The following is a 25989-nucleotide window of genomic DNA, read 5'->3' as shown; positions in this document are numbered from 1 at the left end:
AAAAGTTCCCGCTCGGTGCATGGCCGCGATCCGAGCGCAATGCCGTCGCTCTCCGGCGCGGATTTTAGGCGATAGACCGGTAGTGCATATTCAAGCCTTGCCCGCTATGCACGGCGCATGAGCTTGGGATCGGTGCTCGAAATGACCTACCAATGGATCAAGGCGGGGCACGTGATTTTCGTGATCTTCTGGATCGCGAGCCTGTTCATGCTGCCGCGCTATTATGTCTATCATCAGGAGAGCGTGCCCGGATCGGTTGAAGAGAAGCGCTGGATCGATCGGGAGCGTAAGCTCAAATCGATCATCATGACGCCGGCGATGATCCTCGTCTGGATCTTCGGAATCACGCTGGCGACGATCGGCCATTTCTGGGCGGACGGCTGGCTTTCGGCCAAACTGCTGCTCGTCCTCAGTCTCTCCGGCTACCACGGCTATATGGTTGCTTACGGCAAGAAGCTCGCGCGTGGCGAGCGGCCGATGAGCGGCACCGCGCTGCGCCTGATGAACGAGGTGCCGGGGATCGCGACGGCGCTGATCGTCGTATTGGTGATCGTTAAGCCGTTTTGACCTTAAGCCCCTCCCCTTCAGGGGAGGGGTTGGGGTGGGGAATGCCGCTTCTTTCAGAGTAAGGCCTGCGTCCTACCGAACTGCCCCACCCCAAACCCCTCCCCTAAAGGGGAGGGGCTCAAGCGCCGCTTGATCACAACCGTCCCCATCCCCATCTCACTTCTTGACGCTGCCCCGCGCAGCATTTACCGCTGCCACCAGACAGGCCCTGCAGTCCTTGCGGGAACACCTTCCAGCACTCCAGCTCCGAACCGCCAGCTTTCTGCCGTGCCGTTCCACCCTCCCCCTTCAAGTCCCCGGACCCCCAATGCATCTCAAAGACCTCAAGAAGAAAACCCCGGCCGAACTGGTCGCCATGGCGGAGGAGCGCGGCGTCGAGAGCGCGTCCACGCTGCGCAAGCAGGATCTGCTGTTCGCCATACTCAAGGCCGAGGCCGAAGAGGGCGAGCAGATCCTGGGCCTCGGCACGATCGAAGTACTCCAGGACGGCTTCGGCTTCCTGCGCAGTCCCGAAGCCAATTATCTCGCCGGCCCCGACGATATCTACGTTAGCCCTAACCAAGTCCGCAAATTCGGCCTGCGCACCGGCGATACGGTGGAAGGCGAGATCCGTGAACCCAAGGATGGCGAACGCTATTTTGCGCTGACCAAGCTCACCCAGGTCAATTTCGATGATCCCTCAGCCGTCCGCCACCGCGTCAATTTCGACAATCTGACGCCGCTCTATCCCGAGCAGAAGCTGACGCTCGATCCCGCCGATCCGACCGTGAAGGACAAATCGGCCCGGGTGATCGATCTGGTCTCGCCGCAGGGCAAGGGCCAGCGCACCTTAATCGTGGCGCCACCGCGCGTCGGCAAGACGGTCATGTTGCAGAACATGGCCAAGGCGATCACCGACAACCACCCCGAGGTGTTCCTGATCGTGCTGCTGATCGACGAGCGGCCCGAGGAAGTCACCGATATGCAGCGTTCGGTGAAGGGTGAGGTCGTCTCCTCGACCTTCGACGAGCCCGCCACGCGCCACGTCGCGGTCGCCGAAATGGTGATCGAGAAGGCCAAGCGCCTCGTCGAGCACAAGAAGGATGTCGTGATCCTGCTCGATTCGATCACCCGCCTCGGCCGCGCCTACAACACGGTGGTGCCAAGCTCGGGCAAGGTGCTGACCGGCGGTGTCGATGCCAACGCGCTGCAGCGCCCGAAGCGGTTCTTCGGCGCCGCGCGCAACATCGAGGAGGGCGGCTCGCTCTCGATCATCGCCACCGCGCTGATCGATACCGGCAGCCGCATGGACGAAGTCATCTTCGAAGAGTTCAAGGGTACGGGCAATTCCGAAATCGTCCTTGACCGCAAGGTGGCGGACAAGCGCATCTTCCCGGCGATGGATGTCGGCAAATCGGGCACGCGCAAGGAAGAGCTGCTGCTCGACAAGGCCAAGCTCGCCAAGATGTGGGTGCTGCGGCGCATCCTCATGCAGATGGGCACCACCGATGCGATGGAGTTCCTGCTCGACAAGATGAAGGATTCGAAGACCAACGAGGACTTCTTCGACAGCATGAATCAGTAGGGGCCTCGCCTCCCTGGAAGGGAGGAGGATTCCGTCAGCAATCGACAGCAGTCGCACTTCTGCTATTCCGGTTCGATGACCGCAATCTGGCAGCAAATCGTCACCGACTTCTCCAACCTGAGCTCGCCGTCGGCGCTGGCTGCGCTGCTGCAGGTGCTGATGATCGACGTGATGCTGGCGGGCGACAATGCCATCGTCGTCGGCGCGCTGGCGGCGGGGCTCGGCCCGCAACAGCGCAAGCGCGTCATCCTGATCGGCATCATCGCCGCGCTGGTGCTGCGGATCATCTTCGCGCTGATCGTCACCCAGCTGCTTCAGGTCGTCGGATTGACCTTTGCGGGCGGGCTGTTGCTGCTCTGGGTCGCCTGGAAGATGTGGCGCGAGCTCAGGCACGGTAGCGGGCAGGATGAGGCGGCAGGCCTCAAGCCTGCCAAGAGTTTCGCGGCCGCCGCCTGGGCGGTCGCGGTGGCAGACGTCAGCATGAGCCTCGACAATGTGCTGGCCGTCGCCGGTGCCGCGCATGCGCATCCCGGCATCCTGATCATCGGCCTGTTACTATCGGTGGTCCTGATGGGCGTCGCGGCCAACATCCTGGCGCGGGTGATCGAGCGCTATCGCTGGATCGCTTATATCGGTCTGGCGGTGATCCTGTTCGTGGCGGTGCGGATGATCCACGAGGGCATCGTCAATCCGGCGACGGGCTTGGGGACGTTGTTCTAGCAAACGCCCGTCTGTCCCGAGCAAAGTCGAGGGACGTGTCTCGACTTCGCTCGACACGAACGGAAGGGGTTAGGGCACCAGCACCGTCGATCCGTTGGTTCTACGTCCTTCCAATGCGCGGTGCGCTTCGGCGGCATCGGCCAACGGGAAGGTCTGGCCGATCTCGACGGTGACGCTGCCGTCGATGATCCGCGCGAACAGGCGCGCTGCGGCGGCCTCCAACCTCTCGCGCGTATCGACATAATCGAACAATGTCGGCCGGGTGAGGAACAGGGATCCCGCACGGCTTAGCTCCAGCGGAGCTATCGGCGGCACCGGACCCGAGGCATTGCCGTAACTGGCGATCAGACCGCGCTTGGCAGTGCTGGCGAGGCTCGCGGCCCAGCTCTCCTTGCCGACACCGTCCAGCACCAGATCGACGCCGCGGCCATCCGTCAGGCTGCGGACTTTCTCCGCCAGCTGATCGAGCGGGCAAGCGAAGGCGTGGTCGGCGCCGAGCGCCTTGGCCTTGGCTGCCTTTTCAGCGCTGCCGGCGTGGGCGATCACGATGCAGCCGAGCGCCTTCAGCCACTGCACAAGGATCGATCCCATCCCACCTGCCGCGGCATGAACCAGCACGTGCTGGCCGGCCTTGGCCTCGCCGATCTCGCCCACCAGCATATCGGCGGTGAGACCCTTGAGCATCACCCCTGCGGCCACCTCAAATCTGATGGCATCCGGCAACTTGACCAAATGTTCGGCGCCGATCGTTCTTACGGTCGCGTAAGCCCCCAGGCGACCGCGCGCATAAGCAACGCGATCGCCGGGCGCGACCAAGGTGACGCCCTCGCCCACCGCTTCCACCACGCCCGCCGCTTCCGATCCGAGGCCGCTGGGCAACGGCTGGGGATAAAGACCGCTGCGCTGATAGGTATCGATGAAGTTCAGCCCAACGGCGTGGTGCCGCACCACCGCTTCGCCTTTGCCGGGCGTGAGCGCACCCACCGATTCGCGCTCGATCACCTCGGGGCCGCCGGTTGCGCGGATGATCAGCCGATAATCGTTCATGCCGCCTCACTCTCCTTCGTAATCCGCGCGCTCTATCGCCGGGATTGGACCGTCGCCAGCGGTTCCGATAGGCAGGCGATCGAATCCCAGGGGAATGTCCATGAAGATCACCGTTGATGTCGATTGCACCCCCGAGGAAGCCCGGCGCTTCATGGGCCTGCCCGATCTGACCGCGATCCACGATGCCTATCTCGATAAGTTCAAGGCTGCGATCACCGATGGCGTAACGCCCGAAACTTTCGATGCGATGATGAAGAGCTGGATGCCGATGATGCCGATGGGCGAGGCGAGCATGACGATGTGGAAGCAGATGATCGGCCAGATAACCGGGCCCAAGTCGGGCGGGTGATGCAGCGCTTTTGCCGCGAGGACGCCCCCGGCACGATCTATGCGCTCTCCTCGGGCGCGCCACCGGCCGCGATCGCGATCGTCAGGATCAGCGGGCCGGAGGCGGGAGCGGTGCTGTGTGCCTTGGCGGGCGCGCTGCCGGTGCCGCGCCGGGCGACGCTGAGACATTTGCACGATGCGGCGGGGGCGCGGCTCGATCAGGCGCTGCTGCTGTGGTTCCCGGGGCCAAGTACGGCGACGGGGGAGGATCTGGCCGAGCTGCATCTGCATGGCGGGCGCGCTGTGGTGCGGGCGGTACTCGATGCCATCGGCGCGCTGCCGGGATGTCGCATGGCGGAGCCGGGTGAGTTCACCCGGCGCGCCTTGCTCAACGGCCGCATCGATCTGGCGCAGGCCGAAGGATTGGCCGATCTGCTGGAGGCCGAAAGTGAGCAAGCGCGGATCGCGGCGCTGCGCATGGCCGAAGGCGGGTTGAGCCGGCGCATCGGGGATTGGCGGACCCGGCTGGTGGCCTTGGCCGCGGAGATCGAGGCGGCGCTGGAGTTTGGTGAGGAGCTGGACGACGAGGCCCTGCTGCCGCCTGCGTTCGATCGGGCGCTCGCGGTGCTGCATGAGGAAATCGCCGATATCCTGCGGGCACCGTCTGCGGAGCGGCTGCGAGATGGTTTCCGGGTGGTGATCGCCGGCCCGGCAAACTCGGGAAAGTCCACACTTATCAATGCATTAGCTGAGAGAGAGGTGGCGATTGCGACCCCCATCCCCGGCACCACCCGTGATTCACTGGAGGCGCCGATCGCGATCGGCGGCACGGCCTTGCTCCTTACCGATACGGCGGGCCTGCGCGAGACGAGTGACGTCGTCGAGGCCATCGGGGTTGACCGCGCTCGGGCGGTTATAGAAAGCGCGGACTTGGTAATCTGGCTCGGCGCGATCGAGGATGCGCCGCCTCGATCGGTTTCGGTACATGGCCGAAACGATATTCCAGGACGGGAGGCGACGCCATCGGGTTACGCCTTAGGGCTCTCAGCCTTAACCGGGCAGGGTATGACAGCTTTGCGCGATCTTATCGCGGCGGCGGCATCGGCGGAAATTCGGTCAGATTCGCTGGCGTTGAATATTCGGCAGCGCGCGCTTCTCGTCGACGCGGAACGAGCGTTGGCCGGTACGATGACTGAGAGCGATCCATTATTACAAGCGGAACATCTGAGAGCAGGGCGTGCAGCGTTTGACGCGGTGGTCGGCAGAGCCGATGTCGAGGCCGTCCTCGACGGCTTGTTTGCCCGCTTCTGTCTGGGCAAATAGTTCCACGTGGAACATGTATGACTGACTACGATGTAATCGTTATCGGCGGCGGGCACGCCGGCTGCGAGGCTGCGGCCGCCTCAGCGCGGCTGGGCGCGCGAACGGCGCTGGTGACCATGCGCGCGGATCGGCTTGGAACCTTGTCCTGCAATCCTTCGATTGGAGGCATCGGCAAGGGTCATCTCGTACGCGAGCTTGATGTGTTCGATGGCCTGATGGCGCGGGCGGCAGACTCGGCGGCAATTCATTACCGCATGCTCAATCGGAGCAAGGGGCCCGCCGTGCGCGGCCCCCGTGTCCAGGCGGACCGGAAGCTTTATGCCGCTGCCATCCAATCAATGCTACGCGCGACATCCGGCCTGTCTATCGTCGAGGACAGCGCGGATCGTCTGCTGATCGAGGGTGGTGTCCCGTCCGGCGTAGAGTTGGCCGGTGGCACGCGCCTTGCGGCACGCGCTGTTGTCATTGCCAGCGGCACCTTTCTTGGAGGCAAGATATTCCGAGGGGAGGAAACGGAGACAGGCGGGCGTGTGGGCGAGGGCGCGGCGCTGACCCTGGCAGCCCAACTCCGCGATCTCGGCCTGGCGGTGTCCCGCCTTAAGACCGGTACGCCGCCCCGGCTCGACGGGCGCACGATCGATTGGGCTAGGCTGGAATATCAAGCTAGTGACAGCGAGCACTGGTCTTTCTCGGCATTGCCTTCGTCGCGGCAGCCTCAGATCGCTTGCGCCATCACACGAACTACCCCCCGGACCCATGACATCATCCGGAGTGGTCTCGATCGCTCGCCGCTGTTCTCCGGCGCGATCGAGGGGCAGGGGCCGCGCTACTGCCCATCCATCGAAGACAAGATCCATCGCTTCGCCGATCGCGAGAGCCATCAGATCTTCCTTGAGCCCGAGGGCCTTGATGATCCGACCGTTTATCCCAATGGCATCTCGACGTCGCTGCCGGTTGATATTCAGACGGCGCTGATCGCGAGCATCCCTGGCCTTGAGCAGTGTCGGATTACGCAGCCGGGCTATGCGGTGGAATATGACCACGTTGATCCACGCGGGCTCGATAGCCATCTGCAGCTGCGCGCCATTCCCGGCTCGTACCTCGCGGGCCAGATCAATGGCACGACGGGTTATGAGGAAGCAGCGGCGCAGGGTTTGGTCGCCGGCCTGTCAGCGGGAGCGGCGGCTATGGGGCAAACCCCGGCGCGCTTCGATCGGACGTCGAGTTACATCGGGGTGATGATTGATGACCTCACCTTACAGGGAGTGACCGAGCCCTATCGCATGCTGACGGCGCGCGCGGAACATCGTCTATATATGCGGGCCGATAATGCGATCGCACGCCTTGGCGATTGCGCGCGGGGAAGCGGAGCAGTCTCTCCCGCGCGAGCCGAGATTATCGAACGGCACTGTGGATCCAAGGCCGATGCTGAGAAGCAGTTGAGCGAGGGCGACGACGGGCAAGAGCTGGTCGCGCGCGGCATCGCCCCACATGTCGCGGCTGAGGTTGTGGCTGATGCGCTCTACAGGCCCTACGTACAGCGGCAGGCAATCGAGATCGAGCGGCGACAGCGGGACAGCGGGATTACCCTGGGCTCGATCGACTATCGGCGAGTTGCCGGCCTATCGAACGAGATGATCGAGCGGCTGTCACGGGCGCAGCCGACCAGTCTTGGCGACGCTGCACGCATACGCGGGATAACGCCAGCCGCGCTCACAGCAATCCTCGTGGCGGCACGGTCGGCATGACGGAGGACGAGGCTGAGGCAATCGTTTGCGACCATGTTCCACGTGAAACGGCAGCACGACTCCGCCGCTACGTAGACCTGATGCGCGGCGAGGCGGTCCATCAAAACCTCGTGTCGACGTCGACGCTAGATCTCGTCTGGCAACGGCACATCTTGGATTCCGCGCAGGTCCTGCCGCTTGCGCGTGAGGCCCAAGACTTATGGGTGGACATCGGGAGCGGCGCCGGGCTCCCCGGCATCGTCGTGGCGATTCTGCGCGAGGCACCTGCCATGCTGATCGAGCCGCGCGCCAAGCGAGCGGCTTTCCTGCAGCACGTCGTTGACGAGCTCGGCATCGCCGATCGCACGTCCATTGTCGCCAAGACTGCGGCATCGGCGCCCCTGCGCCCGGCAGGCGTGATCAGCGCCCGCGCGGTAGCCTCGCTCGATGCCTTGTTTGCTATGGGTCTACGGTTTGCCACACCGGAGACGCTTTGGGTGCTTCCAAAGGGCCGCAGCGCCGCGGACGAACTGGCGGCGGCGCGGCCTTCGTGGCACGGTGATTTCCGGCTGGTGCCCAGCCAGACCGATTCGAGCGCGTCGATCGTGGTGGCGCGTGGGGTGAGGCCGAAGACATGATCAGAATCGCAGTGGCCAATCAGAAGGGCGGGGTCGGCAAGACGACCAGCGCAATCAACGTCGCGACCGCGCTTGCAGCGACCGGACTGCGCGTGCTGCTTGTCGATTTCGATCCCCAAGGTAACGCTTCGACTGGATTGGGCGTTGATCCGGGCGCGCGCGCTCGATCGTCCTATGAAGTAATGGCGGGCTCAGCGACGATGGCCGATGCCGTCCGTCCCACGGCGGTGCCGAAGCTCGACATCATACCTGCGACTCAGGATCTATCCGGCATCGAGGTTGAGCTGGTGGACGCGGAGGATCGTACAAGCCGTTTCGCCGCTGCCATGGATGCGCTGCCGCCGCGCTGGGATGTCTGCCTGATCGATTGCCCGCCATCGCTCGGCCTGCTGACGATCAATGCCCTAGCCGCCGCGCGCTATGTGCTGGTGCCGCTGCAATGCGAGTTCTTCGCGCTCGAGGGCCTGAGCCAGTTGCTGCGCACCGTCGAACGGGCCCGCGCCAACCTCAATCCGGGGCTGGCGATCATTGGCGTGGCGCTGACGATGTATGATCGCCGCAACCGCCTTTCCGAGCAGGTCGCGCAGGACGTGCGCGCGGTGATCGGTGAGCTGGTGTTCGAGACCGCGATCCCGCGCAACGTCCGCCTGTCCGAAGCGCCGAGCTACGGTCTTCCCGCTTTGGTCTATGATCATCGCTGCCCCGGGTCCGAAGCCTATATCGCGCTCGCCCGTGAGCTGCTCGGGCGGCTGCCGCAGCTGGCGGTGGCGGCGTGAGCGAGGTCAAGCGCGGGCTGGGGCGGGGGTTGTCGTCGCTGCTCGGCGAGGTCAAGCGCGAGGAGCCGATCGCGGGGGCGGGCGCCAGCGAGGGCGTGCGGATGCTCGCCGTCGCCGCGATCTTCCCCAACCCCGATCAGCCGCGCCGTCATTTCGACGAGAGCGCGCTCGATGAGCTGGCCGCTTCGGTCAAGGCGCGCGGGCTGATCCAGCCGATCGTCGTCCGCCCTTCGGGCAAGGGCTTCGAGATCGTCGCGGGTGAGCGGCGCTGGCGGGCGGCGCAGCGCGCGCAGCTTCATCAGATCCCGGCGCTGATCCGCACGCTCGACGATGGCGAGATGCTCGAGCTGGCGATCATCGAGAACATCCAGCGCGAGGATCTCAACGCGATCGAGGAGGCTGAATCCTATCAGCGGCTGGCCAAGACCTATGGCCACAGCCAAGAGGCGCTGGCCAAGCTGGTCGGCAAATCGCGCAGCCATGTCGCCAATCTGCTGCGGCTGCTCGATCTGCCGCCCGCGGTGCGCGCGATGGTGGTCGATGGGCGGCTGAGCATGGGCCATGCCCGCGCGCTGATCGGTGCGCCCGATGCCGAGGCGATCGCGCACGACGTGGTGAAGCGCGGGCTTTCGGTGCGCGAGACCGAGGCGCTGGTGCGCAAGGCCAAGCCCAAGCCGCCGAAGCCGCTCGGCCCGCTCGAGTTCAAGAGCATGAACGCCGATATCGTCGCGCTGGAGCGTCAACTCGGCGATCTGCTCGGGCTCAAGGTGGCTATCCAGCATCGCTCGGGCGGGGACGGCACGGTCGCGCTCGATTACTCGACGCTCGACCAATTAGATATGATTTGTCAGCGGCTTAGCGGCGGCCCGATCTAAGAATTTTTCCGCATGGCCAACACTCTGTTAACCTGCTCGCGCTATCGACATCGCTTAACCAGAGTGGATGTGGCGTCACGATGATCAATGTACTGATCGTGGACGATTCGATCACCATCCGCGGGATGCTGACCAGCGTCCTGCAGGGCGATCGTGATATCAAGGTGGCGGTGGCGGAAGACGTCATCGAGGCCGAGCAGATGCTCACCACCGATCATTTCGATGTGATCACGCTCGATCAGGAGATGCCCGGGATGCGCGGGCTGGAATTCCTCAAGCTGTTGCGGGAGCGGCATGACGCGCCGGTGGTGATGCTGTCGTCCAGCACGGGCCGCGGCATGGATTTCCGCACGCAGGCGCTGATCGCCGGGGCGGCGGGGGTTTTCGACAAGGCCGATGCGATCCGCCAATCGGCTGAGCTAATCAAGCTGGTCAAGGACGTCGCCCACCGCCACGCCAAGATCGAGGCCGAAGATGCCGCCGCGATCCGGGATCATGTCGCCCAAAATTGATTTTCGCTTGACTTGTGGGAACATTTAGAGTACACGCTTCCGGTTCGGAGGAGTGTGCGGGGATGGCGACGCGGCTGGCGGACGGGACGGAATGGCGCGCGCGCGCCGGTGCTTTCGGGCGGCGGGGCGGGGCGATGGCCGGCGCGCTGGCGATCCTGGCGCTCGTGCTGCTGCTCGGCTTTGCGCTGGCGAGCTATCACCCCGTCGATCCCGCGCTCAACACCGCTGCGGGCGGGCCGCCCGCCAATGTGCTGGGCACGGCGGGCGCCTGGATTGCCGACCTGCTCTTCACCCTGTTCGGCGTTGCTGCGCTGCTGCTGCTGCCGCCGCTGATCGTCGTCGCGCTGCGGCTGTGGCGCGGGGTGGAGGCGGGCCGCTGGAAGCGCGCGCTGCCGATCACCATCGTGGCGATGATCCTGATCGACGGCGCGGTAGCGCTGGTGCCGGTGCGCGTCGGGCTGCCGCTGCCCGCGGGGCTCGGCGGGGCGATCGGCATCGCTGCGGCGCACACGATCGATCTCGGCCTGGCGCAGCTGCGCGGCGGCTGGGCCGATGCGGTGCGGATCGCGGCGATGCTGCTGCTGGCCATCGCCGGACTCGCCTGCGCTTTCTGGGCGATGGGGCTGAGCGCGGGCGAGCGCGAGGCGCTGTTCCGGCGGCGTGAGCGCGCGGATGGCATGGAAGGCGACGCTCCCGTCTTATTGCCGGTGGAACGCCCGCTGCCGCGCGCCGCGCGCCGCAAGATCGAGGCGGCGGCGGAGGAAACGCCCCCGCCGCGCACGACGATCGTTGCGCCCGTCGCGGCGCTGAGCGGCGGCCGCGGCCAGCGCGAGCGTCAGGCCAAGCTCGATCTCGGCGATACCTGGGTGCTGCCGACGGTCGATCTGCTCGCGCCCGCGCCCAAGAGTATGGGCCCGCAGATCGATCAGGCCAGCCTCGATCGCAACGCGCGGCTGCTCGAGACGGTGCTCGAGGACTTCCACGTCCGCGGTCATATCACCCATGTCCGCCCCGGCCCGGTGGTGACGATGTACGAGCTGGAGCCCGCCGCAGGGATCAAGGCGAGCCGCGTGACGGCGCTTTCCGACGATATCGCGCGCAACATGTCGGCGCTGTCGGCGCGCATCGCCACGGTGCCCGGCCGCACCGTGATCGGCATCGAGCTGCCCAACCAGAAGCGCGAATCGGTCGTGCTGTCCGAGCTGGTCGACAATCCTTTGTTCGACGATCATGCCTCCGAAAATCTGCCGCTGATCCTCGGCAAGAATATCGCGGGTGATGCGGTGATCGCCGACCTGGCGCCGATGCCGCATTTGCTGGTCGCGGGCACCACCGGCTCCGGCAAGTCGGTCGGGCTCAATTCGATGATCCTGTCTTTGCTGTACAAGCTCAATCCCGAGCAGTGCCGGATGATCATGATCGATCCCAAGATGCTGGAGCTCAGCGTATATGACGATATTCCGCACCTGCTGACGCCGGTCGTCACCGATCCGCCCAAGGCGATCCGTTCGCTCAAATGGGCGGTCGAGCAGATGGAGGACCGCTATCGGATGATGGCGACGATCGGTGTGCGCAGCCTCGCCTCGTTCAACGAGAAAGTGCGCGCCGCCAAGGCCAAGGGGCAGCCGCTCGGGCGGCGGGTGCAGACCGGCTACGATGCCGAGACTGGCCAGCCGATCTATGAGGAAGAGAAGCTCGAGTTCGAGCCTCTGTTCAAGATCGTGGTGATCATCGACGAGCTCGCCGATCTGATGATGACCGCGGGCAAGGAGGTGGAATTCCTCATCCAGCGGCTGGCGCAGAAGGCGCGCGCGGCGGGCATCCACCTGATCATGGCGACGCAGCGCCCCTCGGTCGACGTCATCACCGGCGTCATCAAGGCGAACCTGCCGACGCGGATCAGCTTTTCGGTGACGAGCAAGATCGACAGCCGCACCATCCTCGGCGAACAAGGCGCCGAGCAGCTGCTGGGCAAGGGCGACATGCTCTACATGCCCGGCGGCAAGCAGATCATCCGCGTCCACGGCCCCTTCGTCTCGGACGAGGAAGTGCGCGCGGTGGCCGAGCATTGGAAGGCGCAGAAGGCGCCCGAATATATCTCCGCAGTGACCGAAGAGCCCGACGACGGCGGTTTCGCGCTGGAGGGCGCCCCGGCGGGCGATGATTCACCCGATGCGCAGCTCTATCGCAAGGCGGTGCAGGTCGTGGCGGAGTCGCAGAAGGCCTCGACCAGCTACGTCCAGCGGCAATTGCGGATCGGCTACAACAGCGCGGCGCGGCTGATCGACCGGATGGAGAAGGAAGGCGTCGTCGGCTCCCCCGATCACGTCGGCCGCCGCGAAGTCCTGGTCGATCGCAACGGCCAGCCGGTTTAGGGCATGCGACGGGGCTAATACGCTATCGGGTGAGAGCTCTCGGGCAGTTATCGGTAGTCAATAGCCTGAAGCGGCTTGTCCAGTTTTAGGACTTGTTAGAAGATCATGTCGCAGTAGGCTTCTCGAACCTTCAAGAAGCAATAGTGCTAACTCATCTATGACGCGATGAAGACATAATTCAAAATCCGCTCGAAACACCTCAGTTACGCTTCGGATCATATTCCCCTGCGTAGATGGCATCGAAAGCTTGGAAAAGCCTAGTGTTTACGCGCTCAATCCAATCCATCGTGCCCTTGATGTTCTCGTCATAGACGTCAATCCGTTTCAGCCACATATGAAACGGGCGGAGCGAAAACCTCAGTACCGGCGCCATGAAACGAATGTCGGCGGGGTGAGGATCCGTGAAGGCGGAGAAGGTGCCATCGTCATTCCGGACGAGTCCCCAATCCATCGACTCATTCCATGAGCCATGGATTGATTCCGACATTATACCATAGGTCGCGGGGTAGAGATCGTCATGTTCGACCTCAGCGAAGATCGTTCGGAAGTTCTTCCCTTGAAGCTTCCAGCTGTTCTTTTTCTGCTTAGAAAAATCGTCTTCCGTTAGACGCTCTAAGCTCATCTTGCCACGAACGGACCCGAGTAATCGCTTCCCAGCCTTCGTATCAAAAAACGGCGAGCCGCTTTCCATCTCACGCAGGATGCGTAGGCGATCTTTATAAGAGCACTTCCGATAATCATCTACGGCATCAGGCCCATTCAGCATTAGATAGGTCGCTATCACAGATGCTTCGATCAGTGGTCGATCAAGAATGCCAATCATCTCAGCGTTATCGGCTTCATAATAGACTACCAGCTCTTTAACGAGCTTCGATATCCGGACGAGAAGCCCAAGAATAGGGGCATCATCTATCGAGAAGCCCGTGGGATTCCGATCGATATTCTTCAGCCGCGCGAGCGCATCATAAAGGTCGCCAACGTCGCGGTAAAACGCGACCGAAAATTCGTGCAGGCCGGCCATCGAACTAAAACAGCGCTGGATGTAAGCAGGCTGATACTTTGCGGTTATAGTTGAAAATTCTTCCACGCGGCGTCCATCCTACGGTAGCTCCGTCACCCTGATCCTTAACCAGTGCCGACCTTCATACGATCGAGCCATCCGAGGAACTCGCTTCGCCGTTCTGATGAAGCATCGTATACTTTTGTCCAATAACGCAGACAGTTCGATTATGCATCTTCTCCCGATTATTGCAGCCGTTCAACCGACATCCGCTATGGGCATCGACAGATTGCGGCGACGGCGCAAGTTGGCCCGGCCATTCCGACGACGGGCTGATAGACTTCAAGACCCAACAAGGCTCAAGATCCCTCTACCATAGAAACGCCGCTTTGCTCGCCGCTCGGCTGGCTGTAGCAATTGGCACAACAGTCGAAACGATCTGTGGAGGACGGAATGGCGCTTAGGATTTTGGCGTTAGCTACGCTGGCGGCGATGGCGATGCCCGCGCTGGCCGATCCCGTCGTCACCCCGCCCGCCGCATTGATGCTCGACCAAGTCCCGCCCGTCCCCCCATCGTTGGCGGATGCCACCCGTCCTTACCTCGAATATCGTGCCGCGGCGTTCGAGGGCTGGAATGCCGCCACCAAAGGCGCGTTGATCACTACCCGGTTCGGCAATGTGCCGCAGCTGCATGAGGTGGCCATGCCGGGCGGGGATCGGCGGCAGCTGTCGTTCGAGGCGGACCGGATCGCGGCGGGGAGCTGGGCGCCGAAGAAGGGCGATGTGCTCGTCGTGCAGAAGGATGTCGGCGGCAGCGAGTTCTGGCAGCTCTACACCCTGTCAAACGGGCGCCTGTCGCTGCTGACCGACGGCAAGAGCCGCAACGAGCTCAACGCCTGGAGCCATAACGGCCAATGGCTCGCTTACACCTCGACCCGCCGCAACGGCGCCGACGACGACATCTATGTGATCGATCCGCGCGATCCCAAGAGCGATCGGCTGGTGGCGCAGGTGCAGGGCGGCGGCTGGTCGGTCCAGGATTTCACTGCCGACGGCACCAGCGCGGTCGTCGCCAACACGCTCCCGGTGGCGAAGACCGATCTCTATTTCATGGATATCGAGACCGGCCAGATGCGGCCGATCGGCGATCATAAGAAGGCGATCGCCTATGGCGGCGCCAAATTCTCCTACGATGGCATCCTCTGGGTGACGTCCGACGAGGGTTCCGACTTTCTGCGCCTCGGGCGGCTCAATCCGAACAGCGGCGTATTCACGCCGATCGCGGCGGTGACCAAGGGCGATGTCGAGGAGTTCGATGTTTCGGTCGACGGCAAATTGATCGCCTTCGTCGTCAACGAGGAGGGCGTCAGCCGCCTCAAACTGCTCGATACGCGCACCGGCGAGGTGCGGTCGGTCGATGGTCTGCCCTCGGGCGTGATCGCTTCGCTGCAGTTCGCGCCGTGGGGCACGCTTGGTTTCAGCCTGACCGGTGCGGGCACGCCGAGCGACGTCTATGCGCTCGATCCGGCGACGCTGGCGGTGACGCGCTGGACGAGTAGCGAGACCGGCGGGCTGGACGCGAGCAAGAATATCGAGCCCACGCTGCTCAAGGTGAAGAGCTTCGACGGTCAGGAAGTCTCCGGCTTTCTCTATCGGCCTGACCCCAAGAAATTCCCTGGCAAACGGCCGCTGATAATCAATATCCACGGTGGCCCGGAGGGCGAGAGCCGGCCGGTGTTCCTCGGCCGCACCAATTACCTGATCAACGAACTCGGCATTGCAGTCTTCTATCCCCAACGTCCGTGGCTCGACCGGCTTCGGCAAGCGCTTTGTCGGCCTCGATAACGGGCCGTTCAAGCGTGAGGATACGGTGAAGGACATCGGCGCCTTCCTCGATACGCTTGCCGCCGATCCCGCGATCGATCCGGCGCGCATCGCCGAGACCGGCGGCAGCTACGGCGGCTATATGTGCTATGCCAGCGCGATCCGTTACGGCGCGCGGCTCAAGGCGGCGAGCTGCATCGTCGCCATCTCCAACTTCGTCACCTTCCTGGAGCATACCGAGAGCTACCGCCGCGATCTGCGCCGCGTCGAATATGGCGACGAGCGTGATCCCAGGCAGCGCGCCAAGCTGCTGGCGATCTCGCCGCTGACCCATGCCGCCGATCTCAGGATCCCGCTGATGGTGACGACCGGCGGCAACGATCCGCGCGTGCCGCCTTCGGAAGCCGCGCAGATGGTGCAAGCCGTGCGCGCCAATGGTGTTCCGGTGTGGACGATGCTCGCCAAGGACGAGGGCCACGGTTACGCCAAGAAGGCGAACGTCGATTACCAATTCTGGGCGACGATCCTGTTCTGGCAGCGGACCCTGTTGGCCGATCCGGCGCGTTAGGCGGGTTCAGAGCGCGTTCAACGGCGCGCTTTCAGGACGCACTTATGCAACGAACAATCATCTTGACGCTGGCCGTGGCCGTGGCTGCCCCCCTTTCTGCCCAGAAGATATTCCCGCAAGGAACATCGCCCCAGCTGGGAGCGGTAGCTGCGCCCAACGGGCCAGTCATCGCCGCCGCGCAGCTTGCGCAGGTGCAGGCGCATCTGCGCGCGGTGACCACGATGACGGCCAATTTCAGCCAGACCGATACCAACGACAAGACGCTGACCGGCACGCTGACCCTCAAGCGCCCGGGCCGCATCCGCTTCCAATATGCGCCCGGCGTGCCGCTGCTGATCGTCGGCGACGGCAAGGCGCTGACGATGATCGACTATCAGGTGGGGCAGGTCTCGCGCTGGCCGGTCGGCAACAGTCCGCTGGCGATCCTGCTCGATCCCGACAAGGACGTGTCGCGCTATGTCCACGCGGTATTGCCGAGGATCGGCGGGCAGGTGCGGCCCGACCCCAACAAGATTCTGATCGCCGGGCGCGATCCCAAGCATCCCGAATTCGGCGAGATCGTGCTCGGCTTCGTCCGCACCCCCGCGGCGCCGGCGGGGGTGATGCTCACCGGCTGGTCGGTGACCGATGCCCAGGGCGGCCAGACCACGACCTTGCTGAGCAATCAGCGCTTCAACGTGCCGGTTTCGGACAGCAGCTTCACCTTCCGCGATCCACGCCCCCAGACACGGCGCTGAATCCCGACGCTTTTGCGACAGGCCGTTGGCGATCCGTCTCTATTCATCGAAGTGACAGGTAGGCTGGCCTAAAGCCGCAAGGCGGTTGCGAAGTCGCCCTTGGGATTCCCCCCTGTTGCCCATGGGCATCGATTTCGCCACCAGCCTGCGCGACGAACGCCAGGTCGGCCCTCGCTCCAAGCCCCCGGAGCGGGGGCCTTTGGTTTTTGGAGTATTTTAGCCTCAGGCGCCGGCGCGGGCATCCGCCCGCTTTGGCTTTCCTCCCAGCCTTCGGCTGGTCCAGGCGGGCGTTCGGCCTTGCGGCCTGCGGCCGTTGCCTCCTTTGCTGGCAATCGCGGTGGGTGGTCGCTACATCGCTGCGCAATGACCTCGCTCAAGATCGCCTCGTGGAACATCAATTCGGTGCGGGCGCGGATCGGGATCGTGGAGCGGTTTCTGCGCGAGCAGCAGCCCGATGTGCTCTGCCTGCAGGAGACCAAGGCCACCGATGACGTCTTTCCTGCCGCCGCGTTCAAGGCGCTCGGCTACCGGCATCAGCGGCTGCATGGGCAGAAGATGCACCATGGCGTCGGCATCCTCAGTAAGGTGCCGCTGCAGGACGTCGACGACAGCTGCTGGCGCTATGACTGGCAGGACAATGGCGAGGCGCGGCATGTCGGCGTGCGGCTCGATCTTGGTGGCGGCAAGACTTTCCGGCTCGAGAATGTCTATGTGCCCGCGGGCGGCGATATTCCCGATCCCGAGGTGAACCCGAAGTTCGCGCAGAAGCTGGCCTTCGTCGCGCGGATGACGCGCTGGGCTGAATGCCTCGACGAGCCGACCTTGATCGTCGGCGATTTCAACATCGCGCCGCTGGAATCGGACGTCTGGAGCCATAAGGCGCTGATCAATGTCGTCAGCCACACTCCGGTCGAGGTCGATGCGCTGAACGGGCTGCTGGCGGCGCACGATTGGGTCGATCTCGGGCGGCATTTTTATCCGGCGCCGGCGCGGCTGCACACCTGGTGGAGCTATCGTTCGCCCGATTGGACGGTCAACGATCGTGGCCGGCGGCTCGATCATATGTGGGCGTCGCGGCCGATGGCGGCGATGGCGACCGCGCACACGGTGCACGAGGATTGCCGCAACTGGCTCAAGCCTTCGGACCATGTCCCGCTGGTCACCGAGTTCGCGGTGTGACGGGCGATCCCAAGGCGGCGGCGCGTGCCATCGACGCGATCCGGCGCGGCTGGCCGATCCGAATCGCGGGCGATGGCGGCGCAATCTGCCTTCTGGCGATCGAGACCGCGGACGAGGAGCGGCTGGCGGGGTTCGATGCGGCGGGCATGGCGGGCGTGCTGCTGTCGGCCGAACGCGCCGCGACGCTCAAGCTCGCCAACCAGCGCGATGCCGCAACGCCTGCGGTGCCGGTGCTGATCGGGCGCGCGCCTTGGCTCGATCTGCCGGGCGCGGTAGCGCTTGCCGATCCGTCGGCGGATCTCTCCAACCCCTTCAAGGGACCGTATCAGAGCGCGCCGCTGGCGGCCGGCGAGGCAGCGAATGCGGCGCTGGCGCTGGCGCGCTTGGCGGGGGTGTTGCCGGCCTTCTTCCTGTTGCCCGAGGGGCCCGCGGAGGTTTCGCTGGCCGCCGCCGATGTCGCGGCGATCGAGGATGCGGGGCAGCTGCGCATCGTCACCCGCGCACGCCTGCCGATCGAGGGTGCGGAGCAGGCCGAGATCGTCGCCTTTCGCGGCCCTGCCGACGCCGCCGAGCATGTCGCGCTGCTGATCGGCGCGCCAACCGGCCAGCCGCCGATCGTCCGGCTGCACAGCGAATGCCTCACCGGGGATGCATTCGGCAGCCTCAAATGCGATTGCGGGCCGCAGCTCGACGAGGGGCTGCGTGCAATTGCTGCCAGCGGCTGGGGCATATTGCTCTATCTGCGCCAGGAAGGGCGGGGCATCGGTCTGGTCAACAAGCTGCGCGCTTATGCGCTGCAGGATCAGGGCTTCGATACGCTGGAGGCCAATCGCCGGCTGGGTTTCGCGGAGGATGCGCGCGATTTCGGCGTGGCGGCGCGGATGTTGGCGTTGCTCAACCAGGACCGCATCCGCTTGCTCACCAACAATCCCGAGAAGGTGGCGGGGCTGGCACGCGCGGGGATCGAGGTGATCGAGCGGCTGCCGCTGGCGCTGCCCGCCAACCCGCACAATCAGGCCTATCTCGGCATCAAGCGCGACAAGGCCGGGCATTTTCTGTGAGGCTTGAGGTCGATTGCGCGGCGCAAATGCTGCACGCGAGCGGGCGCAGCATTTCGTGCGCGATCGGGCGATCAGGGGCGATTGCTGCAGTCGACAAGCGTGAAGGCGATGGCGCGACGCCGCTGGGCGAATATGCGATTCGGGCCGTGCTGCTGCGGCCCGATCGGGTGGCGGCACCGATCACTGCATTGCCTTGGCGCTGGATCGGTAAAGACGATGGCTGGTCGGATGACGTGGCCGATCCGGCTTACAATCGGCCGGTGCGCCATCCGCATTCCTTCTCGGCAGAGCGGCTGTGGCGGGAGGATGGGCTTTACGATGTCATCGTCGCGCTGGGGCATAATGATGCGCCCCCGGTGGCGCCGTTAGGGTCGGCGATTTTCCTGCATTGCCGGCGCGATTGCGCGGCGACCGAGGGGTGCGTTGCGATTGCGCGGGAGGAATTGGTGGCGCTGGTGGCGGAATTGGGGCCGGGGGATACGATGATTATCCGCTAACCAGACCGTTCGTGTCGAGCGAAGTCGAGACACGTTGGCCTGACAGCCCGTGGCACGTCCCTCGACTTCGCTCGGGATGAACGGGTTTAAGTATTGCCAGCCAGGACCGCCGCCACCTCGCCGAAATCCGCTGCGATCCGCTGTACCCCCTTGGCGCGCAGCACGTCGGCATGATCGATCGGGCAATGAGTCCCCGCACAAAAACCCACGACCGTCGCGCCCGAGGCGACCGCGCCCGTCGCCCCCACCGGCGAATCCTCGATGATCAGGCAGCGGGCGATCGGTACGCCCAATTGCGCTGCCGCATGGAGATAGAGATCGGGCGCGGGCTTGCCGCGCGTGACATGTTCGCGGCCTGAGTAGATGCGTCCCTCGAAGCGATCCAGCAGGCCGATGTGCGCCAGGTGGGCGCGGATCCAGTCGGTGGTGCTGGAAGAGGTGATCGCGATCGGCAGGTTGGCGGGAAGGCTATCGACGAAGGCGATGGCGCCCGCCACCGCATCGATGCCTTCCGAAAGCGCGCGGCGGTTCTCCGCCTCGCGGTCGTCGTAGAAGGCATTCGGGATCGGGCGGCCGATCCAATGCTCGACGGCTGCGAGGAATTCGTTCGCGGCCAGTCCCATGAAATGGGTCATCGATTGCTGCGGCGTGGTCGGGTGGCCCAGCCGGGTGAGCGTTTCGGCGATCTGGAGATTGCCGGCATATTCGCTCTCGATCAGCACGCCATCGAAATCGAACAGGATCGCAGCAAAACGATCGGCGACGGTGATGCTCATCCGCGCTCTCCGAACAGGGCCGAGCCAACGCGCACGCAGGTCGCGCCCAGCAGCACGGCAGTCTCATAATCGCCCGACATGCCCATGCTGAGCTGGGTGAGGCCATGATTGCGAGCCAGCTTGGCGAGCAAGGCGAAATAGGGCGCGGGCTCGGTATCGGCGGGCGGCACGGCCATCAGGCCGACGATCGGCAGGCCCGCATCCCGGGCGGTGTGCAACAGCGCGGGGAGATCGGCGATGGCGCAGCCGCCCTTCTGCGCTTCCTCGCCGATGTTGACCTGGATGTAGCAATCGGGCGCGCGGCCCTGTGCCTGGATTGCGCGGGCGAGGGCGGTGACCAGCGAGGGGCGATCGACCGAGTGGATCGCGTCGAACAGCGCCACGGCGTCGTCCGCCTTGTTCGATTGCAACTGGCCGACGAGGTGGAGATGAATATCCGCGGTCTCGGCCTTGAGCGTCGGCCACTTTGCCTGCGCCTCCTGCACGCGATTCTCGCCGAAGCTCCGCTGTCCGGCGGCGATCAGCGGCGCGATGGCTTCGGGGGGATGCGTCTTGGAGATGGCGATCAGCTCGATATCGGCAGGGTCACGCCGGGCGAGCCCGGCATTGTGCGCGATGGCGGCGCGCACAGCGGCGAGGCGTTCGGAGGGGCTGATTTCTGCGGACGGCACGGGCGCGCTATAGAAAAGCCTATGCGCCGCCGCCAGCCTTTGCCGACCCTGTGGCTGATGACCGACGAGCGCGCCGATGCCGGGCTGGATGCGGCGCTGAAGCGGCTGCCGCGCGGGGCCGGGGTGATCTTTCGCCATTACGCCACGGCCGAGCGCCGCGCGCGTTACGAACAGGTGCGTCGGATCGCGCGGGCGCGCGGGATGGTACTCGTGCTGGCGGGGAGCCCGCGCCTGGCAATCGCTTGGAAGGCGGATGGAGCGCATGGGCGATCGCGGCATGTGCGGGCTGCGCGGCGGCTGATTCGGACTGCGCCGGTGCATGGGCGGCGCGAGATGCTGGGTGTGAAGGCCGATTTGGTGCTGCTGTCGCCGCTGTTTCCGACACGCTCGCATCCGGGCGGGCGGACGCTGGGGCCGGTGCGCTTCGGAATGATGGCGAAGGGGCGGCGGACTATCGCGCTAGGTGGTATGACGGAGGGGCGTTTCCGAAGACTCCGCCGCCTTGGCGCTTATGGCTGGGCGGCCATCGATGGGCTCACTCCGCGACTCAGAACTTGAAGGTCGTCCCCAGATAGACCGACTGGCTGTCACGCTTGTTGGTGGCTTCGGTGATCTGGAACTGGTCGCGCTGGGTCTTGTAGCGGACGCCGCCCGAGAGATCGATGCTGTGGGTCAGCGCATAGGTGCCGCCCAAGCCCACCGACCAGCTCTGATCGATGCCCAGCTGCGGCGCGCCCTCGGGATTGTCGCGATCGGCGGCGACGTCGAGCTTGGTGGCCCAGCGCTTGCCTTCGAAGCTCAGGCCGATGTCCGCCGCCTCATGCCCGTTCTGCGCGAGGCCGCCGGTCAGCTTGGCGACGTCGCCCGAAACCGCGAACCGCTTCCAGCCCACCGAGACACCGAGGCTATAAGCGGAAGGCGCGATTTCCGGCGAGATCTGGAGAGCCTTGCCGGCATCGGTGCGGCCGACCGCACGGGCGCGAACCGCGACGGTAATCGCGCGGCGCTTGCCGCCCGAGATGGACGGCGTGAAGCGGAACGCGCCGCCCTGGAAATTGGCGGTGCCGAGCCCGTTGCGCGCGAAGGCGGCAGCAAGACGGGGATCGGCGGCGGCGGGCGTGAAGGCGCCGAAGCTCAGCATCGGGGCAGGCGCGCGCGGCGCAGGCTTGCGCTTGGCATCGGCGGCGGCGGGCGTCAGGCACAGAGCGGCGGCGAGCGCGAACGCCCCAACGCTGCAATATCCCCTTAGAACCCCAGTCATGACACATCCCATAGGCAACAAACGGTCTATGCCGCTACCACCTCAGCCCTTCCTTGTTCCTTAACTGTTACGGAATTTTTGCAGGCTGTTGCCGCTTATCCACAGACTCGGGCGATTTCGCAAGTTTCAGCCGCGCGTGGCGCCCGGCTGCCACAAAATATCGCCTTCGCGCGTGGCGGCGATGCGGCGCGCGAGGACGAAGAGATGGTCCGAAAGCCGGTTGATATAGGCCATCGCCTGGGGATTCAGCGCGAGTCGTTCCGCGGCGGCGACCATCGCGCGCTCGGCGCGGCGGGATATTGCGCGGGCAAGATGCAGCGCCGCCACCGCCTGCGCGCCGCCGGGCAGGATGAAACTGGTCAGGGGTGAGAGCGTCTCGTTCATCGCGTCGATCTCGTTTTCGAGCCGCGTGACCTGCGCCGGCGTGACGCGCAGCGCCATCGCGCTGGGCGCGAAATCCTCGCCGGGCGTGGCAATATCGGCGCCGAGATCGAACATCTCATTCTGGATGCGGCGGAGCATCTGCGCCTCCGGCGCATCGGGATCGAGACAGGCGATGGCGATGCCGATCGCGCAGTTGGCCTCGTCCACCTCACCGATCGCGATCATCCGTGGATCGCTCTTGGCGACGCGCGAGCCATCGACGAGCCCAGTGGTGCCGGCGTCGCCGGTGCGCGTGTAAATCTTGTTGAGCTTGACCATCTTTCGGCTTCAGCTCGCGTGGCCGCGCGCCACCAGCAGGAAGAGAACGATTGCGACGATGGCGATCGCCTGGAACTGGACGCGCCGCCACATCATGCGGTTCTGCGCCAGCCCGTTCTCGATCGCGCCGGTGCCGTGCACGTCGTCATGCTGCTTGCGCATGAAGATGATCACGCCGCGCACCACCGAAACGAGCGCGCCGATCGCGGCGACGATGATCAGGATGAAGAGGAAGGTTTGCATGGGTGCGGCTTAGGCTTGCGCGAGGCCGAAGCCAATGGGGAGGCGGTCGGCGCGGAGGCTTGCGGCAAGCTCGGCGGGATCGGCGCCCTGGGCGCGGAGATCGGCGAGCGATGGGCTGTTGCGGCGCTTGGCGAGGCGCTGGCCAGTGGCGTCGGTCAGCAGCGGGTGGTGGTGATAGCGCGGGGTGGGCAGGCCGAGCAGGGCCTGCAGCAGGCGGTGGACGTGGGTGGCGACGAACAGATCCTGACCGCGGACGATATCGGTGACGCCCTGCGCGGCATCGTCGACGGTGACGGCGAGATGGTAGGAGGTGGGGGCGTCCTTGCGGGCGAGGATGATGTCGCCCTGTGGGAGGGGGTTGGCGGCGATCCAGCCGGTGGAAGCTTCGTGCCACGTCAAAGCCCTCTCCCCTTGTGGGAGAGGGTTGGGAGAGGGGTTCCCGCATTCGATAGCGTAGAGCTCGGCTGGCGCCATCGCACACCCCTCTCCCCAGCCCTCTCCCACAAGGGGAGAGGGAGTTGAGGCGCGCATCGCTGCGGCCATGTCCAGCCTCCAGCAATGCGGTTTTGAGAGATCACGCTCATCCGGACGCAGCGCCCGGCACGTCCCGGGATAGACCGGCCCCTCGTCGCCATGCGGCGCGGCGGCGCTCGCGGCGATTTCTGCGCGGGAGCAGAAGCAGGGGTAGACCAGCTCCATCGCCTTCAGTCGCTCCAGCGCATCGGCGTAAAGCGGCAGCCGTTCCGACTGGCGCACCACCTCCCCGTCCCAATCGATCCCCAGCCAGCGCAGATCCTCGATGATCCCGGCGACGAATTCCTCGCGCGTCCGGCCCGGATCGATATCCTCGATCCTCAGCAGAAATTGGCCGCCCGCCCCCCGCGCATAATCATGCGCCTTGAGCGCCGAATAGGCATGGCCGAGGTGCAGCCTACCGGTCGGGCTCGGCGCGAAGCGGCTGACGATGGTCATCGCCCGCCGCTATGTGGATAAGTTGGCTGTGGATAACGGGGAAAACGGCGCTTGACCGCGACTCGCCGCTTTGCTGCAATGCCACTGTCACACCTCGCTGGCAGGGGGTGTGGCGACGGAGGCGCGGCCGGACAGGCTCGCGTCCCGCGTGCGACGGGGCGACGAAGGCCAGGACGGGTGATGCTTGCCGTATCAACGGAGGCTTCGCACGTTCGATGTACCATCCCGATCTGATCCGACATCCCGATGGTTGCCCCGCATTGGTGCTCAATGCGGATTACACCCCGCTATCCTATTATCCGCTCAGCGTCTGGCCATGGCAAACCGCCGTCAAGGCGGTGTTTCTGGAGCGGGTGGATATCGTCTCGCATTATGAACGCGAGGTGCGCAGCCCTAACCACGCGATCAAGCTGCCCTCGGTGATCGCGCTGCGCCAATATGTGAAGCCCTCGGCGCATCCGGCGTTCACGCGCTTCAACCTGTTCCTACGCGATCGCTTCTGCTGCCAATATTGTGGAAGCCCAAGCGATCTCACCTTCGATCATGTCGTGCCGCGCGCGCAGGGCGGGCGGACGACATGGGAGAATGTCTCCACCGCCTGCGCGCCATGCAATTTGCGCAAGGGCGGGCGGACGCCGAAGCAGGCGGGGATGGCCTTGTTCGAAGGGCCGTATCGGCCGACAAGCTGGCAACTGCAGGAAAATGGCCGCAGCTTCCCGCCCAATTATCTCCACCAGAGCTGGCGGGACTGGCTTTATTGGGACATTGAGCTGGAAGCTTGAGCTCCATGGGGCGACGTGCTCCGGCGAAGGCCGGAGCGCTGGAATTTTAAGCGAGACGCCCCGTCGCCAGCGCTCCGGCCTACGCCGAAGCACCGGATCTCTCAGGCAGCGTTTTTCCGCTTTGCCGTGATCTTGCGGCGGGCGGGTGCGCGCTTGGTAGTGGTCCGCATGCGGCGGCGGGTGGGTTTCCGGCTGCTCGACGAGCGCAGCGCGAAGAAGGCTCCGAGCACCACCGCGGCGAGCCCGGCACCGGCGGCGCCTGCGATCCAGCTGAAGCGCGTCGGGACGGCGGCGTTGGCCTTCGTCTCCTCCGGATGGAGATGGACGATCTTGCCCGTCTCGGCATCGAACTCGCCCGATTGGGCGGTGACGTGCGGCATTTTCTTGGCGGGGATGTAGGACATGGCAAACTGCTCCTGACGAATGGACCAAGAACCGCTGCGGTAGAGCGATCGTTCCTCGGCTTGCCTCGCCGGGGGCACTGCGCCACATTGCATCGCTTCGTCGAGGGCACGGAGCAGGCATGGCGGATAACATCGTCGAGGTTGGCAACGGCACGGGCAAGCGCATGGTGACGCTGCCCGCGCGCCCCGAGCCGATCCGCGTCTCCGCTGACGAGACCGCGGTCGTCGTGATCGATATGCAGAATGCCTATGCCTCGCCCGGCGGCTACGTCGATCTGGCGGGGTTCGATATTGCGGGCGCTGCCGGCACGATTGGCAAGATCGCCACGGTGCTGGAGGCGGCGCGTGGAGCGGGCGTGCCGGTGATCTATCTGCAGAATGGTTGGGATCCTGACTACGTCGAGGCCGGGACGGCGGGCAAATCGCCCAACTTCCACAAATCCAACGCGCTGAAGACGATGCGCGCGCGGCCCGATCTCAAGGGCCAGTTGCTGGCGCGCGGCGGCTGGGATTATGCGCTGGTCGATGGCCTCGCGCCCCAGCCCGGCGACATCCAGCTCCACAAGACGCGCTATTCCGCCTTCTTCAATTCGCAGCTCGACAGCATTTTGCGCGCGCGGGGCATCAAGACGATCGTCTTCGTCGGCATCGCCACCAACGTCTGCGTGGAGAGCACGCTGCGCGACGGCTTTCACCTCGAATATTTCGGCGTGATGCTGGAGGATGCGACCCACCACCTCGGCCCGCCCGCTATGCAGGAGGCGACGGTCTACAATGTCGAGAAATTCTTCGGCTGGGTGAGCACGACGGCGGATTTCTGCGGTAGCTTCGGGCAAATCGAAGCGTGATCCGGATTGCCCG

At 64.9% G+C, this 25989-nt stretch carries 29 protein-coding genes; 20 read left to right on the top strand and 9 right to left on the bottom strand.

Annotated features, from left to right (window positions below; genetic code table 11):
* Positions 1-117: 117 nt before the first annotated feature.
* The 3 genes from FHS31_RS05030 (at position 118) to FHS31_RS05020 (ending at position 2851) form a co-directional block, all read left to right on the top strand.
* Positions 118-567: a CopD family protein gene (locus FHS31_RS05030; protein WP_167072274.1), complete on the top strand. Its 450-nt coding sequence runs from the start codon at positions 118-120 to the stop codon at positions 565-567.
* Between the two features lie 307 nt (positions 568-874).
* Positions 875-2131, top strand: a complete 1257-nt coding sequence (gene rho / locus FHS31_RS05025; protein ID WP_167072273.1) for a transcription termination factor Rho — start codon at positions 875-877, stop codon at positions 2129-2131.
* Positions 2132-2206: 75 nt separating this feature from the next.
* Positions 2207-2851 (top strand): TerC family protein, encoded by a 645-nt coding sequence (locus FHS31_RS05020; protein ID WP_167072272.1) that lies wholly within the window; start codon positions 2207-2209, stop codon positions 2849-2851.
* Positions 2852-2920: 69 nt separating this feature from the next.
* On the opposite strand, the gene FHS31_RS05015 is transcribed toward FHS31_RS05020, so the two are convergent.
* Positions 2921-3898 (bottom strand): quinone oxidoreductase family protein, encoded by a 978-nt coding sequence (locus tag FHS31_RS05015; protein WP_167072271.1) that lies wholly within the window; start codon positions 3896-3898, stop codon positions 2921-2923.
* Between the two features lie 100 nt (positions 3899-3998).
* Between FHS31_RS05015 and FHS31_RS05010 the strand changes: the two genes are divergently transcribed.
* From FHS31_RS05010 to FHS31_RS04975, 8 genes are all read left to right on the top strand, one after another.
* A complete protein-coding gene (locus tag FHS31_RS05010; protein WP_167072270.1) occupies positions 3999-4247 on the top strand; it encodes a DUF6489 family protein in 249 nt (82 codons plus the stop codon).
* Positions 4247-5548 (top strand): tRNA uridine-5-carboxymethylaminomethyl(34) synthesis GTPase MnmE, encoded by a 1302-nt coding sequence (gene mnmE / locus FHS31_RS05005; protein WP_167072269.1) that lies wholly within the window; start codon positions 4247-4249, stop codon positions 5546-5548. Before FHS31_RS05010 ends, mnmE begins: the two co-directional genes overlap by 1 nt.
* A gap of 17 nt (positions 5549-5565) precedes the next feature.
* Positions 5566-7296: a tRNA uridine-5-carboxymethylaminomethyl(34) synthesis enzyme MnmG gene (gene mnmG, locus FHS31_RS05000; RefSeq protein ID WP_167072268.1), complete on the top strand. Its 1731-nt coding sequence runs from the start codon at positions 5566-5568 to the stop codon at positions 7294-7296.
* Positions 7293-7913, top strand: a complete 621-nt coding sequence (gene rsmG, locus FHS31_RS04995; RefSeq protein ID WP_167072267.1) for a 16S rRNA (guanine(527)-N(7))-methyltransferase RsmG — start codon at positions 7293-7295, stop codon at positions 7911-7913. Before mnmG ends, rsmG begins: the two co-directional genes overlap by 4 nt.
* Positions 7910-8689, top strand: a complete 780-nt coding sequence (locus FHS31_RS04990; RefSeq protein ID WP_167072266.1) for a ParA family protein — start codon at positions 7910-7912, stop codon at positions 8687-8689. Before rsmG ends, FHS31_RS04990 begins: the two co-directional genes overlap by 4 nt.
* Positions 8686-9564, top strand: a complete 879-nt coding sequence (locus FHS31_RS04985) for a ParB/RepB/Spo0J family partition protein (RefSeq protein WP_167072265.1) — start codon at positions 8686-8688, stop codon at positions 9562-9564. Before FHS31_RS04990 ends, FHS31_RS04985 begins: the two co-directional genes overlap by 4 nt.
* 80 nt (positions 9565-9644) lie before the next feature.
* Positions 9645-10076, top strand: coding sequence for a response regulator (locus FHS31_RS04980; protein WP_167072264.1), 432 nt, complete (start codon positions 9645-9647; stop codon positions 10074-10076).
* A gap of 62 nt (positions 10077-10138) precedes the next feature.
* Complete coding sequence (locus FHS31_RS04975; RefSeq protein ID WP_167072263.1) at positions 10139-12451, top strand: FtsK/SpoIIIE family DNA translocase; 2313 nt, start codon at positions 10139-10141, stop codon at positions 12449-12451.
* 199 nt (positions 12452-12650) lie between these two features.
* Here FHS31_RS04975 and FHS31_RS04970 read toward each other — a convergent pair whose 3' ends face one another.
* Entirely contained in the window at positions 12651-13538 is an 888-nt protein-coding gene (locus FHS31_RS04970) for a DUF5677 domain-containing protein (protein WP_167072262.1), read from the bottom strand.
* Positions 13539-13904: 366 nt separating this feature from the next.
* On the opposite strand from FHS31_RS04970, the gene FHS31_RS04965 reads away from it, so the two are divergent.
* The 6 genes from FHS31_RS04965 (at position 13905) to FHS31_RS04945 (ending at position 19317) form a co-directional block, all read left to right on the top strand.
* On the top strand, positions 13905-15296 hold the full coding sequence (locus tag FHS31_RS04965; RefSeq protein WP_243843279.1) for a S9 family peptidase: 1392 nt from the start codon (positions 13905-13907) through the stop codon (positions 15294-15296).
* Positions 15229-15843, top strand: coding sequence for an alpha/beta hydrolase family protein (locus FHS31_RS16370; protein WP_243843278.1), 615 nt, complete (start codon positions 15229-15231; stop codon positions 15841-15843). The genes FHS31_RS04965 and FHS31_RS16370 overlap by 68 nt, the downstream gene beginning before the upstream one ends.
* Before the next feature lie 44 nt (positions 15844-15887).
* Positions 15888-16580, top strand: a complete 693-nt coding sequence (locus FHS31_RS04960; RefSeq protein WP_167072261.1) for a LolA family protein — start codon at positions 15888-15890, stop codon at positions 16578-16580.
* Positions 16581-16943: 363 nt separating this feature from the next.
* A complete protein-coding gene (locus FHS31_RS04955) occupies positions 16944-17759 on the top strand; it encodes an exodeoxyribonuclease III (RefSeq protein WP_167072260.1) in 816 nt (271 codons plus the stop codon).
* Complete coding sequence (gene ribA / locus FHS31_RS04950; RefSeq protein ID WP_167072259.1) at positions 17756-18820, top strand: GTP cyclohydrolase II; 1065 nt, start codon at positions 17756-17758, stop codon at positions 18818-18820. The genes FHS31_RS04955 and ribA overlap by 4 nt, the downstream gene beginning before the upstream one ends.
* Before the next feature lie 26 nt (positions 18821-18846).
* On the top strand, positions 18847-19317 hold the full coding sequence (locus FHS31_RS04945; RefSeq protein WP_167072258.1) for a L,D-transpeptidase family protein: 471 nt from the start codon (positions 18847-18849) through the stop codon (positions 19315-19317).
* 86 nt (positions 19318-19403) lie between these two features.
* Here the strand turns inward: FHS31_RS04945 and FHS31_RS04940 are convergent, their stop codons facing one another.
* Both FHS31_RS04940 and FHS31_RS04935 read right to left on the bottom strand, forming a co-directional pair.
* A complete protein-coding gene (locus tag FHS31_RS04940) occupies positions 19404-20093 on the bottom strand; it encodes an HAD family hydrolase (protein WP_167072257.1) in 690 nt (229 codons plus the stop codon).
* Positions 20090-20764, bottom strand: coding sequence for a YggS family pyridoxal phosphate-dependent enzyme (locus tag FHS31_RS04935; protein ID WP_341786288.1), 675 nt, complete (start codon positions 20762-20764; stop codon positions 20090-20092). Before FHS31_RS04935 ends, FHS31_RS04940 begins: the two co-directional genes overlap by 4 nt.
* Before the next feature lie 21 nt (positions 20765-20785).
* Here FHS31_RS04935 and FHS31_RS04930 point away from each other — a divergent pair, with 21 nt between their 5' ends.
* Positions 20786-21322 carry a thiamine phosphate synthase gene (locus FHS31_RS04930; RefSeq protein ID WP_167072255.1) on the top strand — a complete coding sequence of 179 codons (537 nt, stop codon included), beginning with the start codon at positions 20786-20788 and terminating at the stop codon, positions 21320-21322.
* Here FHS31_RS04930 and FHS31_RS04925 read toward each other — a convergent pair.
* The 4 genes from FHS31_RS04925 to FHS31_RS04910 form a co-directional block, all read right to left on the bottom strand.
* Positions 21312-22025, bottom strand: a complete 714-nt coding sequence (locus tag FHS31_RS04925) for a porin (RefSeq protein ID WP_167072254.1) — start codon at positions 22023-22025, stop codon at positions 21312-21314. The two genes, FHS31_RS04930 and FHS31_RS04925, sit on opposite strands and share 11 nt — an antisense overlap.
* Positions 22026-22151: 126 nt before the next feature.
* Complete coding sequence (locus tag FHS31_RS04920; RefSeq protein WP_167072253.1) at positions 22152-22727, bottom strand: cob(I)yrinic acid a,c-diamide adenosyltransferase; 576 nt, start codon at positions 22725-22727, stop codon at positions 22152-22154.
* 9 nt (positions 22728-22736) lie between these two features.
* On the bottom strand, positions 22737-22970 hold the full coding sequence (locus tag FHS31_RS04915) for an HIG1 domain-containing protein (protein WP_167072252.1): 234 nt from the start codon (positions 22968-22970) through the stop codon (positions 22737-22739).
* Positions 22971-22979: 9 nt separating this feature from the next.
* Positions 22980-23942, bottom strand: coding sequence for a glutamyl-Q tRNA(Asp) synthetase (locus tag FHS31_RS04910; RefSeq protein WP_167072251.1), 963 nt, complete (start codon positions 23940-23942; stop codon positions 22980-22982).
* 215 nt (positions 23943-24157) lie between these two features.
* Here FHS31_RS04910 and FHS31_RS04905 point away from each other — a divergent pair, with 215 nt between their 5' ends.
* Positions 24158-24724 carry an HNH endonuclease gene (locus FHS31_RS04905; protein WP_167072250.1) on the top strand — a complete coding sequence of 189 codons (567 nt, stop codon included), beginning with the start codon at positions 24158-24160 and terminating at the stop codon, positions 24722-24724.
* A gap of 101 nt (positions 24725-24825) precedes the next feature.
* Here FHS31_RS04905 and FHS31_RS04900 read toward each other — a convergent pair whose 3' ends face one another.
* Positions 24826-25128, bottom strand: coding sequence for a hypothetical protein (locus FHS31_RS04900; protein ID WP_167072249.1), 303 nt, complete (start codon positions 25126-25128; stop codon positions 24826-24828).
* A gap of 119 nt (positions 25129-25247) precedes the next feature.
* On the opposite strand from FHS31_RS04900, the gene rutB reads away from it, so the two are divergent.
* A complete protein-coding gene (gene rutB, locus FHS31_RS04895; protein ID WP_279587876.1) occupies positions 25248-25976 on the top strand; it encodes a pyrimidine utilization protein B in 729 nt (242 codons plus the stop codon).
* Positions 25977-25989 lie beyond the last annotated feature (13 nt).

The sequence above is a fragment of the Sphingomonas vulcanisoli genome, assembly GCF_011761305.1.
In the GTDB taxonomy this organism is placed as follows: domain Bacteria; phylum Pseudomonadota; class Alphaproteobacteria; order Sphingomonadales; family Sphingomonadaceae; genus Sphingomonas_I; species Sphingomonas_I vulcanisoli.
The sequence above is the reverse complement of the archived record's forward strand: the minus strand, read 5'-3'. Positions and strand labels throughout refer to the sequence as shown.